Source organism: Pseudomonas putida S13.1.2 (assembly GCF_000498395.2).
GTDB classification, from domain to species: domain Bacteria; phylum Pseudomonadota; class Gammaproteobacteria; order Pseudomonadales; family Pseudomonadaceae; genus Aquipseudomonas; species Aquipseudomonas putida_Q.
Window position 1 is genome coordinate 1385962 of the sequence record NZ_CP010979.1, and the last position, 13602, is coordinate 1399563.

At 60.3% G+C, this 13602-nt stretch carries 21 protein-coding genes; 20 read left to right on the forward strand and 1 reads right to left on the reverse strand.

Annotated elements, in window-relative coordinates:
- Window positions 1-61 precede the first annotated feature (61 nt).
- The 8 genes from N805_RS06265 to N805_RS06300 all read left to right on the forward strand — a co-directional run bounded on the left by N805_RS06265 (window position 62) and on the right by N805_RS06300 (window position 5079).
- Entirely contained in the window at window positions 62-919 is an 858-nt protein-coding gene (locus N805_RS06265) for a replication protein (RefSeq protein WP_019471600.1), read from the forward strand.
- A complete protein-coding gene (locus N805_RS06270; protein WP_019471601.1) occupies window positions 909-1703 on the forward strand; it encodes an ATP-binding protein in 795 nt (264 codons plus the stop codon). Before N805_RS06265 ends, N805_RS06270 begins: the two co-directional genes overlap by 11 nt.
- Window positions 1703-1999 (forward strand): DUF1364 domain-containing protein, encoded by a 297-nt coding sequence (locus N805_RS06275; RefSeq protein WP_019471602.1) that lies wholly within the window; start codon window positions 1703-1705, stop codon window positions 1997-1999. Before N805_RS06270 ends, N805_RS06275 begins: the two co-directional genes overlap by 1 nt.
- The gene (locus tag N805_RS06280) at window positions 1996-2424 is read left to right on the forward strand and encodes a VRR-NUC domain-containing protein (RefSeq protein WP_019471603.1); all 429 of its coding nucleotides are present in this window, start codon (window positions 1996-1998) and stop codon (window positions 2422-2424) included. The genes N805_RS06275 and N805_RS06280 overlap by 4 nt, the downstream gene beginning before the upstream one ends.
- Window positions 2421-3710 (forward strand): tyrosine-type recombinase/integrase, encoded by a 1290-nt coding sequence (locus N805_RS06285; protein WP_019471604.1) that lies wholly within the window; start codon window positions 2421-2423, stop codon window positions 3708-3710. Before N805_RS06280 ends, N805_RS06285 begins: the two co-directional genes overlap by 4 nt.
- A complete protein-coding gene (locus N805_RS30930; RefSeq protein WP_019471605.1) occupies window positions 3707-4027 on the forward strand; it encodes a hypothetical protein in 321 nt (106 codons plus the stop codon). Before N805_RS06285 ends, N805_RS30930 begins: the two co-directional genes overlap by 4 nt.
- Window positions 4028-4038: 11 nt before the next feature.
- Window positions 4039-4428 carry an antiterminator Q family protein gene (locus tag N805_RS06295; RefSeq protein ID WP_019471606.1) on the forward strand — a complete coding sequence of 130 codons (390 nt, stop codon included), beginning with the start codon at window positions 4039-4041 and terminating at the stop codon, window positions 4426-4428.
- Window positions 4429-4830: 402 nt separating this feature from the next.
- A complete protein-coding gene (locus N805_RS06300) occupies window positions 4831-5079 on the forward strand; it encodes a phage holin family protein (RefSeq protein WP_019471607.1) in 249 nt (82 codons plus the stop codon).
- A gap of 39 nt (window positions 5080-5118) precedes the next feature.
- On the opposite strand, the gene N805_RS06305 is transcribed toward N805_RS06300, so the two are convergent.
- On the reverse strand, window positions 5119-5355 hold the full coding sequence (locus N805_RS06305) for a hypothetical protein (protein ID WP_019471608.1): 237 nt from the start codon (window positions 5353-5355) through the stop codon (window positions 5119-5121).
- Window positions 5356-5554: 199 nt separating this feature from the next.
- Here N805_RS06305 and N805_RS06310 point away from each other — a divergent pair, with 199 nt between their 5' ends.
- The 12 genes from N805_RS06310 (at window position 5555) to N805_RS29690 (ending at window position 13595) form a co-directional block, all read left to right on the forward strand.
- Window positions 5555-5785: a DUF7681 family protein gene (locus tag N805_RS06310; protein WP_019471609.1), complete on the forward strand. Its 231-nt coding sequence runs from the start codon at window positions 5555-5557 to the stop codon at window positions 5783-5785.
- Window positions 5785-6009, forward strand: a complete 225-nt coding sequence (locus tag N805_RS06315; protein ID WP_019471610.1) for a hypothetical protein — start codon at window positions 5785-5787, stop codon at window positions 6007-6009. The genes N805_RS06310 and N805_RS06315 overlap by 1 nt, the downstream gene beginning before the upstream one ends.
- An 11-nt stretch (window positions 6010-6020) precedes the next feature.
- Window positions 6021-6179 carry a hypothetical protein gene (locus tag N805_RS30715; RefSeq protein ID WP_019471611.1) on the forward strand — a complete coding sequence of 53 codons (159 nt, stop codon included), beginning with the start codon at window positions 6021-6023 and terminating at the stop codon, window positions 6177-6179.
- The gene (locus tag N805_RS06320; protein ID WP_019471612.1) at window positions 6179-6517 is read left to right on the forward strand and encodes an HNH endonuclease; all 339 of its coding nucleotides are present in this window, start codon (window positions 6179-6181) and stop codon (window positions 6515-6517) included. Before N805_RS30715 ends, N805_RS06320 begins: the two co-directional genes overlap by 1 nt.
- A 158-nt stretch (window positions 6518-6675) precedes the next feature.
- Window positions 6676-7152: a terminase small subunit gene (locus N805_RS06325; protein ID WP_019471613.1), complete on the forward strand. Its 477-nt coding sequence runs from the start codon at window positions 6676-6678 to the stop codon at window positions 7150-7152.
- A gap of 3 nt (window positions 7153-7155) precedes the next feature.
- Window positions 7156-8835 (forward strand): terminase large subunit, encoded by a 1680-nt coding sequence (locus N805_RS06330; RefSeq protein WP_019471614.1) that lies wholly within the window; start codon window positions 7156-7158, stop codon window positions 8833-8835.
- A gap of 150 nt (window positions 8836-8985) precedes the next feature.
- Entirely contained in the window at window positions 8986-10284 is a 1299-nt protein-coding gene (locus N805_RS06335) for a phage portal protein (RefSeq protein ID WP_019471616.1), read from the forward strand.
- Between the two features lie 16 nt (window positions 10285-10300).
- Window positions 10301-11158 carry a head maturation protease, ClpP-related gene (locus N805_RS06340; protein ID WP_019471617.1) on the forward strand — a complete coding sequence of 286 codons (858 nt, stop codon included), beginning with the start codon at window positions 10301-10303 and terminating at the stop codon, window positions 11156-11158.
- A 2-nt stretch (window positions 11159-11160) separates the two neighbouring features.
- Window positions 11161-12342 (forward strand): phage major capsid protein, encoded by a 1182-nt coding sequence (locus tag N805_RS06345; protein ID WP_019471618.1) that lies wholly within the window; start codon window positions 11161-11163, stop codon window positions 12340-12342.
- Window positions 12343-12390: 48 nt separating this feature from the next.
- Window positions 12391-12927: a hypothetical protein gene (locus N805_RS30465; protein ID WP_019471619.1), complete on the forward strand. Its 537-nt coding sequence runs from the start codon at window positions 12391-12393 to the stop codon at window positions 12925-12927.
- Between the two features lie 3 nt (window positions 12928-12930).
- Window positions 12931-13272, forward strand: a complete 342-nt coding sequence (locus N805_RS06355; RefSeq protein ID WP_026034467.1) for a head-tail connector protein — start codon at window positions 12931-12933, stop codon at window positions 13270-13272.
- A complete protein-coding gene (locus tag N805_RS29690) occupies window positions 13269-13595 on the forward strand; it encodes a phage head closure protein (RefSeq protein ID WP_080956783.1) in 327 nt (108 codons plus the stop codon). Before N805_RS06355 ends, N805_RS29690 begins: the two co-directional genes overlap by 4 nt.
- Window positions 13596-13602: the final 7 nt, after the last annotated feature.

Sequence of the window (13602 nt, forward strand, 5' to 3'; positions counted from 1 at the left end):
CAGGCGAAAAAAAACCGCCTGGCAGGGCGGCTTTCTCTACAACTTTCCAACGAGTTGAAGCATGACAAACATAGTCCCACTTGACAAGTCCAGGGGGTTCACCCGAATGGACAACCAGCTCATGGATGGCCTGCTGGCTATCGATCTCCCAGCTCGGGAGATGAAGATTGTGCTGTACGTGGCCAAGGCCACAATCAACTTCGGTGCTGGAGCTCAGCGCATCCCGGCAACGGACATCGCGAAAGCCATCCACGCCCACCCTGACACCGTGTCCAAGGCGGTTTCCAGTCTGCTGCGTCGCCGCGTTCTGTTCCGTGAGGGCGGTGCACGGGGTGACATCGGCGTAAATGACCCGAAAGACTGGGTCTATGTGACTGAGCCGAAACAGACCAAAACAGCCGACTCGGCTGAAGTGGTCCGAATCGGCGAAGAGTCGAAACAGACCAAAACCGCCGAGTCCCTTCTTTATTCTAAGAAAGAAACCCCCTATGTAAATCTTCCTTCGGAAGATGTTACATGCCCCCCCAGCGATTCGGAGCCTACTCCGGCCAAGGACGAGCGCAAGGCGCCCTTCGGCAAAGCCGCCATGCTGGCCGACAATCCGCATGGGCTCGATGAGTCACTGATCGCTGATTACTTGGCGGTCCGCAAGTCCAAGGGCGCCCCAATGAGCTCCCGGGTTTGGACGCGCTTGAACGACAAGCTTCGCCAGTGCCTGACCTTCGGTATCCAGCCTGCCCAGGTCATGGAAATCGTCATCGAGAGCGGGTGGCGCAGCTTCGAGGTGGAATGGATCACCAAGCGATTCGCCGCCAAATCGCCCGCACAGGGCAAACCAAACAGCCGTCATCACGGCTTCAACGACCGCGACTACCACGACGGCCTCATTCCACGGGAGGATGGCACGTATGCGTTCTGAAAAAGTTGTCCACCTGTCGAGCATTGCCGGCCCGCAGGTCACCTCCATGGCCATGTGCGAAGAACATGGCCCGTATGAAGCAACCACTCACCAAGTCCTCAGCCACACCTTCCGCTCGCCGTGCCCAGGCTGCAAGGCGGCGCAGGTTGCCAAAAGCCAGGCCGAAGACGTCAAGCGTCAGCGCGTTGACCTCGCCTACAAGCTGGGTGACTCGCTGATTCCAAAGCGGTTCAAGGACAAGACCTTCGATAGCTACGCAGTGAGCTGCGACGGCCAGCACAAGGCTAAAGCGCGTTGCGAGCGCTATGCCGCAGAGTTCGAAGCCAACCTGGCCTCGGGCCGCTGCTTGATCCTGGTGGGCAACCCTGGCACCGGCAAAACTCATCTGGGGGTGTCGATCGCCCAGGCAGTCATGGCCAACTCCACCCATACCGCTGCCTATCGGACCCTCGGCGGCATTCTGCAAGCCATCCGCGCAACGTTCGATGGAAGTTTGGGCCAGACAGAGGGAAGCATCCTTGACGCGCTGATTCGCCCGTCGCTGTTGGTGCTCGATGAAGTTGGGGCGAGCAAGGAGGCCCCGAGCGATTTCGAACTGAGCCGGCTGTTCTCGATCATCAACGGCCGCTACGAGCGGATGCTACCGACCATTGTGATTTCCAACCTCGGCGCGAAAGAGCTCCCTGCGGCAATGGGTGAGCGTTCGGCTGATCGCTTGCGGGAGGGCGGCGGCATCGTCCTTCCGTTCGACTGGTCGTCCCACCGTGGTCGCGAGGGAATCTGATGCGCCAGACCAAGCTGACCAAGGCCGCGCGCGGTCGGGAGTGCCAGGTGCGCATTCCAGGCGTGTGCAATGGCGACCCCGAGACCACCGTCCTTGCGCACTACCGCCTGGCTGGCACCTGCGGCGTCGGCAAGAAGCCGCACGATCTGCAAGGCGCCTGGTCCTGCAGCGCCTGCCACGACGCATGCGATGGGCGCAGCCGTGCCGTGGACCGTGATACCGCCCGCCAGTATCACGCCGAGGGGGTCATGCGCACCCAGGCGCTGCTGCTGAAAGAGGGGGTGCTGGTCGCATGAAGCCCCCAGCCCTGCGCCAGTACAAGCCCAAGAAGACCATCGCCAAGCGCGTTGATCGCGAGGGGCCCGAGCAGGCCGCTCTCATGCGGGAGATTGAGCTGCGCTACCCCGAGGTTTTCGAACTGATCTACCACGTTCCGAATGGAGGTCACCGACTCAAAGAGGTCGCGGCGAAACTCAAGGCGCAGGGCGTTAAGGCCGGGATTCCCGATCTGGTGTTGGCCATGGCCCGAGGCGGCTATTTCGGCCTGTACATCGAGTTCAAGGCGACGGTCGATCCGGCGCCCGTATCACCCAGCCAACAAGCGTGCATTCGCCGGCTGAACGAACAAGGCTACCTGGCCGTTGTGTGTCAGGGGCATTTCGACGCCATGGAGTGCCTGAGGGCGTACCTGGCCCTGCCAAAAACGGAGGTTGCAGCATGACCAACACCGCCGCTGTAAAAATCAGCGATGCAGAGATTCGCCGGCAGGCCGCCGGCCAGGTGCGTGACCTTCGCGCCCTGGGCAACCATGGCCTGTACTTCCGGTTTCACCGTTCCCGCGAGCGCGGGTCCTGGTACCTGATCCACAAGGGCAAGTGGAACCTGATCGGCTCGTACCCTGAGCTGAGCGCTGCCAAGGTGGCCGCTGCGCTGCCCGACATCCGCCTGCGGCTGGAAGCCGGCGAAGGATCGAGCCTGTCGAGCTGGGTGCTCACCGGTGAGCTGCTGGCCTGGTTCGCTGAGCGCATGTCCCGCGACCGCAACCTGTCGACCAAGCGCAAGAGCACGGCGGCGTCGGCGATCAAGCAGCATCTGGTGCCGCGCCTCAGCCAGATCCCGCTGGCCCAGATCGACAAGGCGCTGCTCGACCGCGAGCTGATGTGGCCCCTACAAGAGTCGCTGTCGATCGACTATGTGCGACTGGTGTTCCAATTGCTGGCCTTGTCTTTCCGGCAGGCTCGCAAGCTCGGCAAGATCAGCTCGAACCCCATGGCCGGCATCCGTTTTGGTGATTTCTCCAAGGCCAAGGTCAAGGTCAAGCCGTCGCGACTGCGTGGTGTGCACATCGAAGACCTGATGGCCCGGATGAAGAGCACCCTGGCCAACCGGCCGCAGCATGGCGTGCTGGCCCTGATGATGCTGTGCCACGGCACCCGACTGGGCGAAACCCGCCTGGCCCGCTGGAGCCATATCAGCCTGGCCGAGCGAGAGTGGTTTATTCCCGCCGAGCACACCAAGACCAGCGTGCAGCACCGCCTGCCACTGACCGACCAGGTGCGTTTCCTGCTGATGGCCTACCGCGAGATCCAGCGCAACGAAGGCTACGACGGCGAGTTTCTGTTCCCGGGGCGCCAGGGCAAGCCCATGAGCGAGGCCAAGGCATCCGCCGTGTTCACCGTCATGGGGCAGGGCGAGTGGACTAGCCACGACCTGCGCAAGCTGGCCCGCACCGGTTGGGCTGACCTGGGCGTCGACCACCTGGTGGGTGAGCTGCTGATCAACCATGCCATGGGCCACAACGTGAAGGTGTACATCCAGTCCGACGTCATGGCGCGTAAGCGTGAGGCGCTGGAGAAGTGGCACGCCCACCTTGATCAGAAGGGTTTCGCCTCGGTTCACGGCTTGACCGGTGATAGATCAACGGATTCATGGATCCTCTGCAAGGCCGCAGAGCGCGCGGGTTTCGACGGCCTTCCGATATCCACCATAAGCGAGGATTCAAAGTGACAGGGAAGAGCCATGGCCCTGCCTTCAAGAAGGCTGTGATCAGTTTGGCTCAGTGCCCTTTGTGCCGTGGGAGAGCGGTCACTCAGGGTGTGTTTCACGAATTGTCATGCGACCGCTGCAACGCCTCGGGCTTTGTAGCGGCAGCAACTGGAGAAGCCCTGCCCCTGGATGAGCTGGTGACCCAGCTCAGCATGAGGCTACGGGCAGCGCTCCGGCAGATCGAGCAGTTGAAGAACCCTCAGGCATCCGGGCCTGAGGCTACATATCAGGGAGGCAACCAGCGCGGCGCTGGAGGCACCAACTACACCGGGGATTAAGGGGGAAGGACATGAAAAAACGAACCTACGTAGACAAGGCCCTGGGTGATACCGCGTACATGCTCGAGCAATGGGGCTGGTGGCGCATGGATGGCATGGGCGTGCCTCAGTACGTGTGCCCGCTCTATGCGCTTATGAAGGAGCACGCACCAGCGGAAGGAGGGCTCAAGCAATACGTGATCACGGACGACCTAGCACTTGCGGTGGACGGCGCCGTAGCCAGGCTGAACAAGCGCAACCCGCAGATGGGCGGCTTCGTCTGGCTGTACTTCGGCGCTAAGTGGCCTGCGTTGCGCATCGCCCGTGAGCACAAGATGGGTGAAGCCAAGGCGCGCGAACTGATCAACACCGGAGTGGCATGGATCGACTGTGCTCTGGAGCAATTGCGCGAGGCTGCATAAAAAGCTTTCCGCGCGGATAAACACCTGTTTTCATAGCAGCGTGTCCAGCTTGCAAGAAACGCGACACAGACAAACCCCAGACATCGCGCTCTGGGGTTTTTCGTTTATGCGGATGACGCGCCCTGGCAGCAGGGCTAAGTCGGTAGTGGCGTTCAGTCAAACCCGTGCGGTCACTGATGGACAACGCGATGAGAGTCTGGGGTACGTGACCCAGCGATCCAGACCACCAAGCCGGGTAAGTGCCGGCCCTCCGCACCCATTCAAGGGCTCGCCATAACAGCGGGCCTTTTTCTTTTTCCGCTCCCCGCAACGGGAGGAATCGAGATGGCCCATATGCCGCCAGAGAAAGACCCATCCTTCTGGGTGCTTGTACTAACAGCCCTAAGAGAGAACGGCCTGGCTATGGGCCTGACATTCGCCCTGACCTGGTTGCGTATTCAATACGATGGCCAGGAAACCCGCCCAGTCCGACAGCTGATTGAGGCTACTCTTGGCGCGTTGATCGTGATGGTGGTTGGCCTGACCGTGAAAGAGTTCGGCCTGAGCATCGCCTGGTCGTTCGCCACTGCTGGCTTTGTCGGCGTGCTGGGCGTCGAGCAGGCGCGCCAGCTCGGTAGACGCTGGGCAGAGCGCAAGGTCGATGGCCCATAACCTGCGCCACAAAATCTAGGGGCGCGGTTTCGTGGTGTCTCATTCTGTGCGCAGTAATGGGAATCGCTCTTCAGGGTTGCGTGAACCAGCGTTCAGTTTCTCGCATTCTGCAGCCGCCGCCGTCCTATTGGTGAAGCCGCGCTTCAGCCTTTCCTTTTCTTGATTGTCGTAGATGTCGAAGCCGCCCGAAGTGGTGGCGGCATAGAACCGGTTACCGATTTGGAAGGACTCACCTTCGATAGGCACAGCCGGAACGATAACGAATCGTGGTTGCATGACTTAGGCCTCCCCAGGCAGATACCCAAGTATTAGTTCGATTGCAGAAAGCCAGCAATATGACTCATCGAGACGAATTGATGGCATTCCGTGTCACTAGCGTCAGTGGTCATCTGGCTCGTTCAATTAGGCCAAGAGTTGCTCCGCGCCACAAAACAGACATGCGCCGTTTCGTGGCGCGCCCACATGAGGATTCACCATGGACAACCAGCACAAGAAGATCACCGGCTACCGCGACCTCTCCCAGAGCGAGATCGACGGCATGAACTCGATCAAGGCCCTGGAAGCGGATGCCGGCGAGCTGTTCAAGCAGATCGGCCAGATTGACGGGGTTGATCAGCGCACCTTGGCTCTGGCCAAAACCAACCTGCAGCAGGGTTTCATGTGGCTCGTGCGTTCGATCGCTAAGCCCGCTGATCCTTTCAACTGATGGCCAAGGCGCCCTACACGCCTTGCAAGCTGTACGTGGACGGCGCCGATGGCATCGCGGTCGGCGATTTCATCACCACTGCAGCCGGTTCGGCCTACCTGGTGCAGACGCTTCGGGTGAGCCGCACTCGCCCTGAGCGAAAGCACATGGACTGCCTGCGCTGGCCGATCGCCGAGGTGCCGCCTGATGCGCGGTGCTATGAGATGACTTGGTACAAGAGGTGAGGAGCGTCGGCATGGCTAGGGTGTATGCAACGATCGTTTGCCGCCATCGCTGGTGGTTGAAGTACTACCTGGCTGGCGTGCTGGCCATGGCGCAGGTCACAGGATGTGAGCCGAACCCCGGTCGGGTTGCCTACTGGGGCGGTCGCGGCCTGAAGGTTGAGGTGCACTGATGGCCAGGCTCAAGACGCTCGGTTCTCGCATCAAAGAGAGCGCAGGATCACGGGTCAAGGTGGTGAGCCCTGGCAGTTGGCGAAGCGGCATGACCAGCTCCCAGCGCGGCTATGGCTACAAGTGGCAGCAAGCCCGAGAGCGGTACCTACGCGACAACCCGCTTTGCGTCTATTGCGAGCGGAACGGCCGCACAACTGCCGCCAGAATTGTCGACCACATCGTTGCTCACCGTGGAGACATGGTTCTCTTCTGGGATGAGACCAACTGGCAGAGCCTCTGTAAGCCGTGCCATGACTCCGTCAAGCAGGCCGAGGAGGCGGCGGGACTGGGTGGCTGACACGGCAGCGGATCGCCGAAAGCCAGCGCGGCGGCACAGAAGCACGCCAGTGACGTGCTGCGAAAGGGGTAGGGGGGTCAAAAGCTAGGGATTCTCATCTAGCTAGACCGCCTCCGACCCCACGTACACATTTTTTCCCGTTTCAGGAAAAGTTAACCATGGCTTTAACCGACAAGAAGCGGCGGTTTGTTGACGCTTTGCTGTCGGGTGCCACAAATCGCGAGGCGGCGATCGCCGCAGGATATTCGGAGAAGACCGCGTCGCAAGCGGGCTCCAAGCTTGCGAAGGACCCCGATGTCCTTGCCGAAGTCGGGCGCCGCTTGAAGCAAAAGCAGGCCTCCAGTTCTGAGGTTAAACGCTCTCGAAAAGTTAAAGCCGAACAACCTCAGGAGCAGCACGCCAATGAGCTGTCGTTAACCGAGACCGACGACCCGCGAGCCTTCCTCACTGAACTGATGAACGCAGAAGGCGCCGACATGCGCATGCGGCTGGAAGCGGCCAAGACGTTAATGCCTTATGTGCACGGCAAGGTCGCCGACCAGGGCAAGAAAGAGCAGAAGGCCGAGGCCGCCAAGCAGGTCGGTAAAGGCAAGTACTCCCAGGGCAAGCCGCCTCTCTCCGTAGTGAAGAACTGACCTATGCAATGGACAACAGCCTGCCCGGATTGGTGGAGGTGCCTGGCTGCGGGCGAATCAATCATCCCCGAGCCGCTGTTTCCAGACGAAGCTGAAGCCGGCCTCGATGTGTTCAAGGGGCTGAAGATCGTCGATGCCCCGGGCAGCCCCACCATTGAGGCTGCCTGCGCACCCTGGGTCTTGGCATTCGCCGGGGCCATCTTCGGCAGCTACAACAGCGAGACTGGCGAGCGTCTGATCCGCGAAGTGATGCTCTGCATCCCGAAGAAAAACAGTAAATCTACGATCGCTGCAGGGATCATGCTGACCGCACTGATCCGCAACTGGCGTCTTTCGGCTGAGTTCATCATCCTGGCGCCGACCAAGGAGATTGCCGACAACTCGTTCATCCCGGCCAAAGACATGGTCAACAATGACGACGAGCTGAAAGCGTTGCTGCATGTTCAGCCTCACCTGCGGTTGATCACCCATCGCGAGACCGGTGCCACCTTGAAGGTGGTGGCTGCGGATAGCGATGTGGTGGGCGGCAAGAAAGCCGTCGGTGTCCTCATCGACGAAGCTTGGCTATTCGGCAAAAACCCGAAAGCCGCTGACATGATCCGTGAGGCCACTGGCGGTCTGCTGTCGCGACCCGAAGGCTTCATCATCTGGCTCACGACCCAGTCGAATGAGCCGCCGGCGGGTGTGTTCCGCTCCAAGCTCAACTATGCACGCGGCGTGCGTGATGGCCGGATCGACGACAACCGCTTCCTGCCGATCATCTATGAGTTCTCTCAAGAGATGATCAAGAGCGGCGAGGCGCGGAAGCCTGAGAACTTCCACCTGGTCAATCCGAACATCGACTACTCCGTTGACCGGCCTACGCTTGAGCGCCTGTTTATGCAGGCTGAGTTGGACGGTGAGGCTGAATTACGTGGGTTCCTGGCCAAGCACCTCAACATCGAGATCGGCCTGGCGCTGATGTCCGACGCGTGGGTCGGGGCGGAATTTTGGGAGGCTCAAGCTGCTACTTGGCTGAACCTTGATGAAATCCTCACCAGGTGCGAGGTGGTCGATGTTGGTGGTGATGGAGGGGGTCTTGATGACCTGCTCGGGCTAGCCGTGATCGGGCGGGAGGCTGGTACCCGCAGGTGGTTCCACTGGGCTCACGCCTGGGCACATCCTTCTGTTCTTGAACGGCGCAAATCTGAGGCGCCGCGCCTCAGAGACCTGGAGAAAGCAGGTGATCTCACCATCGTCGAGCGTATCGGTGACGACGTAGCGCAGTTCGCGGCTATTGTGGCCCGGGTCAATGCCACAGGTCTTCTGGATAAGGTGGGTCTCGACCCTGCAGGGATTGGCTCTGTTCTTGATGCCTTGGCGGATGCTGAGGTCGAGGAAGACAAGATCGTCGGCATCTCCCAGGGCTGGAAGCTCACCGGCGCAATCAAGACGACAGAGCGCAAGCTTGCCGAAGGCACGCTCCTGCACTGCGGCCAACCGTTGATGGCCTGGTCTTGCGGTAACGCCAAAGGGGTGCCATCGGCCAATGCGTTCTTGATCACCAAGCAGGCTTCGGGCACAGCAAAGATCGACCCGCTGATGGCTACTTTCAACGCCGTTTCTCTGATCAGCCTCAATCCTGAAGGCCGAGGGGGAATGGACAACTTCATGGCTGGCATTCGGGACCCACTGATCGCATGAACGCATTTCATATTTTCATCGCCTGCGCAGTGGTCGCTTTCTGCTTGGCGTGCAGCGGGGTCTGGATGCTGGCTGGTACCGGCTGGGCTTTGCTGGCCGGATCGCTGAGCTTCTTCTGCATCGCTGGCTTCATCCGCAGAGGGCTTGTCAGTGATTAAAACCCTATCCCAGGCATTGGGGGCTGCTGCCACCAAGCCTTCAGCCAGTATGAGTGAATGGCTGGGCAAGACCATCAAGCTGTCGGATGGAGGTTTCTGGAGTGCCTTCAACGGCGCCCAGTCCAGTAGTGGTAAGTCAGTCAGCGTTGATAAGGCCATGCGATTGTCCACTGTGTGGGCATGCGTTCGAATTATCTCGACTTCGGTAGCTGGCTTGCCGTTGAGCATCTACCGGCGGATGCCCGATGGTAGTCGAGAGAGCGCCCGTGATTTCCCGCTGTACGACGTTGTGCACAACAGCCCCAACGAAGACATGGCTGCCTTCCATTTCTGGCAGGCAGTCGTCGCCTCGATGCTCTTGTGGGGCAACGCCTACTGCGAGATCCATCGCTCTGCTGGGCGCGTCATCGCCTTGGACTTCCTGTTGCCGTCGAGAGTCGATCTTGAGTTCGACGACGATGGACGGCTCAGGTATTTCTTCAGGCCCCGAAAGGGAGCCCGTCGAGAGATCCAGCGGCAGGACATGCTGCACATTCCGGCCTTCACCCTTGATGGCCGAGTCGGTCTTTCCGCTATTCGGTACGGAGCAGATGTGTTCGGTTCGGCGATGTCTGCTGACGATGCCGCCAACAGCACCTTCCGCAACGGCATGATGCCCACAGTCGCTTTTTCGGTCGACAAGACGCTTAACCCGGCTCAGCGCGTCGAGTTTCGTGAGTACGTTAAGACAATCTCCGGGGCATTGAATGCTGGCAAGAGCCCAGTGCTTGAGCAGGGCGTGAAGCCGGAGATGATCGGGATCAACCCTGCCGATGCGCAATTGCTGGAGTCGAGGGGACATAGCATCGAGGAAATTTGCCGATGGTTCGGCGTACCGCCCTGGATGGTGATGAAGACCGACAAGGGCAGTAACTGGGGGACCGGCCTGGAACAACAACAGATCGCGTTCCTCACCTACTGCATCATGTCCTTCACGGCGCCGATCGAGCAGTGCGTGAACAAGTGGTGCATGACGGCTGTTGACCGGATCAAGTTCTACGCAGAGTACTCACTTGAAGCGTTCCTGCGTGCAGACAGCGCCGGTCGCGCGGCCTATCTCAGCACGATGGCCCAGAACGGCTTCATTACTCGAAATGAGGGGCGCCGAAAAGAGAATCAGCCCAGCATGCCCGGTGGAGACGTTCTTACGGTTCAGTCGAACCTGGTACCACTGGATCAGCTGGGCAAGCAAAACGATAGCCAGGCCGCAAGGGCCGCGCTGATGAACTGGCTCCAACAGCCGGAAAAGTAAATCACGGGAGCAATCCATGAAGCACAAGATCCAGTCTCGCGGCCTGCGCAGCGAGATGTCCCCGCGCGCGCTCGAAAAATGGAATCCCGCGATCCAGGCGGCAGTCGAGAACACCTCGGACACCATCACTGTTTACGGAGTGATCGGCGAAGACTGGTATGGCGAAGGCGTCACGCTGAAACGAATCGATGCTGCTCTGCGGGCCATCGGCGAGCGAGATGTCACTGTCTATATCAACTCGCCAGGCGGCGACATGTTCGAAGGCATTGCCATCTACAACCGCCTGCAGGAGCACAGCCACCAGGTCACCACCAAGGTGCTCGGCATGGCGGCTAGCGCTGCTTCGATTGTCTTCCTGGCCGGCAAAAAACGTGAGGTGGCCAGCAGCGCCTTCCTCATGATCCACAACTGCTGGACCTGGCTCGCCGGCAATCGCAATTACCTGCGCGATATCGCTGACGACATGGAGGAGTTCGACGCCGCGATGGCAGACCTCTATGCCGAGACCAGCGGCCAGTCGGCAGAAGACATGGCCGAGCTGATGGACGACGAAACCTACATCCGTGGCAAGCGTGCAGTTGAGCTTGGTCTGGCCACTGGGATGTTGTCGCCCACTGAGGTAACCGAGCGCGAAACCGAAGACGCGGCCCAATCCAATGCACTCAAAGCCATGGATGTAGCCCTGGCCAAGGGCGGCATGCCTCGCTCCGAGCGTCGCGAACTGTTCGCCAGTTTCAAGTCCGGCATGCCTCGCGCTGCCGGCGGGGGTACGCATAACGCTGCCCCGCCCGATAAGCCCCGCGCTGTCGCGCCAGACCTTTCCGCCTCTCTGAGCGCGGCAACCAATCTCCTCAATTCTCTGAAAGGAAAGTGACCATGGACTTTGAAGCCCAAGTCAAGGAACTCAACGCCAGCCTCAAGGGCATTGGCGATCAGATCAAAAGCCAAGCCGAGGCGACCGAGAAGCAGATCAAGGCCTCCGGTGAAATGAATACCGAAACGCGCGCCAAGGTCGATGAGTTGCTGACCAAGCAGGGCGAGCTTCAGGCGCGACTGGGCGAGGCCGAGCAGAAGCTCGTGAACGCAAGCCGGGATCGCAACCATCAGGAGGAGCCGCAGAAATCGGTAGGCGCCCTCGTGATCGAAAGCGAAGAAATGAAGGACATGACCTCGTCCTTCCGCGGCTCTCGTCGTGTCTCCGTGCCGCGTGCGGCCATCACCACCGCAACCGGCGGTGACCTAGTGCAGACTCAGCGCCTGCCGGGGATCATTGCCCCGGCTCAACGCCGGCTGACCGTTCGCGACCTGGTCGCGCCGGGTACCACCGAATCGAACTCCATCGAGTACGTCCGTGAGACTGGCTTCACCAACAACGCCCGTACCGTGGCGGAGACCACTGCCAAGCCTTACTCCGATCTGACCTTCGGCCTGACCACTGCGAACGTGCGGACCATCGCCCATTTGTTCAAAGCCAGCCGGCAGATGCTGGACGATGCCAAGGCCCTGCAGAGCTACATCGACGGTCGTGCACGGTACGGCCTCAACATGGCTGAAGAGGCTCAGTTGCTTTACGGCAACGGCACCGGTGTGAACCTGCAGGGCCTCATGACCGTTGCTCAACTGTACGCCGCCCCGGCTGGCGTTGCTGTAGTGGGCGAGCAGCGCATTGACCGCCTGCGCCTGGCACTGCTGCAGGCCGAACTGGCCGAGTTTCCATCGGACGGCATCGTGCTCAACCCGATCGACTGGGCGGCCATTGAACTGACCAAGGACGGGGAAGGCCGCTACATCATCGGTCAACCGCAGGAAGGCACCAACGCGAAGCTGTGGAATCGTCCGGTGGTTTCCACCCAGGCCATGACCCAGAACGACTTCCTGGTTGGTGCCTTCAAGCTCGGCGCTCAGATCTTCGACCGCATGGAAATCGAAGTGTTGATCTCGACCGAGAACAGTGATGACTTCGAGAAAAACATGGCAACGATTCGTGCTGAAGAGCGCCTGGCCTTTGCCATCTATCGCGACGAAGCATTTGTTACTGGCCCGCTAGTCACGCCTTAACCATCCCGCAGATCGGCGCCAGAAATGGCGCCGCAATGGAGTAATCCAATGGCACGTAAACAGGAAACACCAGCCTCCACCGCTGATGCGAAGGATTCGGTATCGACCGTTGATTCCAGCAGCGGGCCGTCTGAAGCTGTCGGGTTGCCTCTTTCGCCTGGCCGAGCGATCGTTCCAGACGCTAGCGACTCCGCTGATTCGGGCGTCCCTGCAACTGCTCCAGGCTCGGCGGAGGACTCGGGTCTGTTGACGGCAGAAGGGCAGGCAGCCGCTGGCACTGGGTCGGATGGCGTCACAGGCGAGCAGGGTGCCGCTATCTCCACGATGGACGCTGCCGATGCCGCATCCGAAGCCGTCGCTCAAACTGCCTCAGTCTTGGCAGATGGCGGCGCCGGCGCTGATGAGTTGGCACTAGATGATCGGGCCAACCCCAACCCTGCGACTCTTCAGATCTATCCGCTGCGTTCGTACATGGACGAGGGTGAGCTTCGTCGCCGCGGCGGTCCGGCATATACGGTGCCGCGCCGGCATGCGGAGGAACTGCTGCAGCGGAATCTGGCATCACTCGAACCCCTGAAGGAGTAGATGATGCCGGTTATCAGTATGTCCACTGCCCGGCATCACCTTCGAGATCCCGATGATGATGACGAGTACCTGGAGCTGCTGGTCGAGGCGGCGGAAGGGCAGGCGATGGACTATCTGAACCGCCGTTTTTACGCCAACCAGCAGGCGCTGGATGAGGCTGTCGCCGCCGGGGATGCCGGTGACTCACCCATGGTCAGCAATAAGCAGATCCAGGCGGCTTGCTTGCTGATCCTCGGCCATCTTTACGCCAACCGCGAGGACATTGTGATCGGGACCATCGCCACCGAACTGCCGCAAGGTTCGAAGGCGCTCCTGACGCCGCATCGTATCGGGTGGGGCATATGAGGGCCGGGCCGCTGCGTCATCGGCTGCAGGTGGCTCATCGACACGAGGAGAGGAATAAATCCGGGGGCGCCACAGTGACGTGGCTGCCAGCTGCTCGCCCTGAAATGTGGGGTGAGGTTCGGACGCCTAGTGGTCGTGTGACCGCAGTGGCAGAAAAACTCACTGCTGTAGTAACAGCCGAAATCATCGGCAGGCCGCGGGCCGACATTGTGGCCGGCTCGCGACTTACTCGCCGTGGAGTTACTTACCAGGTCGAGGCTGTCCTTCCTGACAACGAAAATTCACTGATGAGGCTTCTGTGCTCATCGGTACCTAACCCATGAGGTGAAC

Excerpts from the sequence above, each read along its gene's own strand:
- N805_RS29690 (WP_080956783.1), top strand. The coding sequence starts at position 13,269 with ATGAGGGCCGGGCCGCTGCGTCATCGGCTGCAGGTGGCTCATCGACAC.
- N805_RS06270 (WP_019471601.1), top strand. The coding sequence starts at position 909 with ATGCGTTCTGAAAAAGTTGTCCACCTGTCGAGCATTGCCGGCCCGCAG.
- N805_RS06355 (WP_026034467.1), top strand. The coding sequence starts at position 12,931 with ATGCCGGTTATCAGTATGTCCACTGCCCGGCATCACCTTCGAGATCCC.
- N805_RS30465 (WP_019471619.1), top strand. The coding sequence starts at position 12,391 with ATGGCACGTAAACAGGAAACACCAGCCTCCACCGCTGATGCGAAGGAT.
- N805_RS06285 (WP_019471604.1), top strand. The coding sequence starts at position 2,421 with ATGACCAACACCGCCGCTGTAAAAATCAGCGATGCAGAGATTCGCCGG.
- N805_RS06315 (WP_019471610.1), top strand. The coding sequence starts at position 5,785 with ATGGCCAAGGCGCCCTACACGCCTTGCAAGCTGTACGTGGACGGCGCC.
- N805_RS06275 (WP_019471602.1), top strand. The coding sequence starts at position 1,703 with ATGCGCCAGACCAAGCTGACCAAGGCCGCGCGCGGTCGGGAGTGCCAG.
- N805_RS06345 (WP_019471618.1), top strand. The coding sequence starts at position 11,161 with ATGGACTTTGAAGCCCAAGTCAAGGAACTCAACGCCAGCCTCAAGGGC.
- N805_RS06265 (WP_019471600.1), top strand. The coding sequence starts at position 62 with ATGACAAACATAGTCCCACTTGACAAGTCCAGGGGGTTCACCCGAATG.
- N805_RS06295 (WP_019471606.1), top strand. The coding sequence starts at position 4,039 with ATGAAAAAACGAACCTACGTAGACAAGGCCCTGGGTGATACCGCGTAC.
- N805_RS06300 (WP_019471607.1), top strand. The coding sequence starts at position 4,831 with ATGGGCCTGACATTCGCCCTGACCTGGTTGCGTATTCAATACGATGGC.
- N805_RS06310 (WP_019471609.1), top strand. The coding sequence starts at position 5,555 with ATGGACAACCAGCACAAGAAGATCACCGGCTACCGCGACCTCTCCCAG.
- N805_RS06320 (WP_019471612.1), top strand. The coding sequence starts at position 6,179 with ATGGCCAGGCTCAAGACGCTCGGTTCTCGCATCAAAGAGAGCGCAGGA.
- N805_RS06305 (WP_019471608.1), bottom strand. The coding sequence starts at position 5,355 with ATGCAACCACGATTCGTTATCGTTCCGGCTGTGCCTATCGAAGGTGAG.
- N805_RS06280 (WP_019471603.1), top strand. The coding sequence starts at position 1,996 with ATGAAGCCCCCAGCCCTGCGCCAGTACAAGCCCAAGAAGACCATCGCC.
- N805_RS06330 (WP_019471614.1), top strand. The coding sequence starts at position 7,156 with ATGCAATGGACAACAGCCTGCCCGGATTGGTGGAGGTGCCTGGCTGCG.
- N805_RS06340 (WP_019471617.1), top strand. The coding sequence starts at position 10,301 with ATGAAGCACAAGATCCAGTCTCGCGGCCTGCGCAGCGAGATGTCCCCG.
- N805_RS30715 (WP_019471611.1), top strand. The coding sequence starts at position 6,021 with ATGGCTAGGGTGTATGCAACGATCGTTTGCCGCCATCGCTGGTGGTTG.
- N805_RS06325 (WP_019471613.1), top strand. The coding sequence starts at position 6,676 with ATGGCTTTAACCGACAAGAAGCGGCGGTTTGTTGACGCTTTGCTGTCG.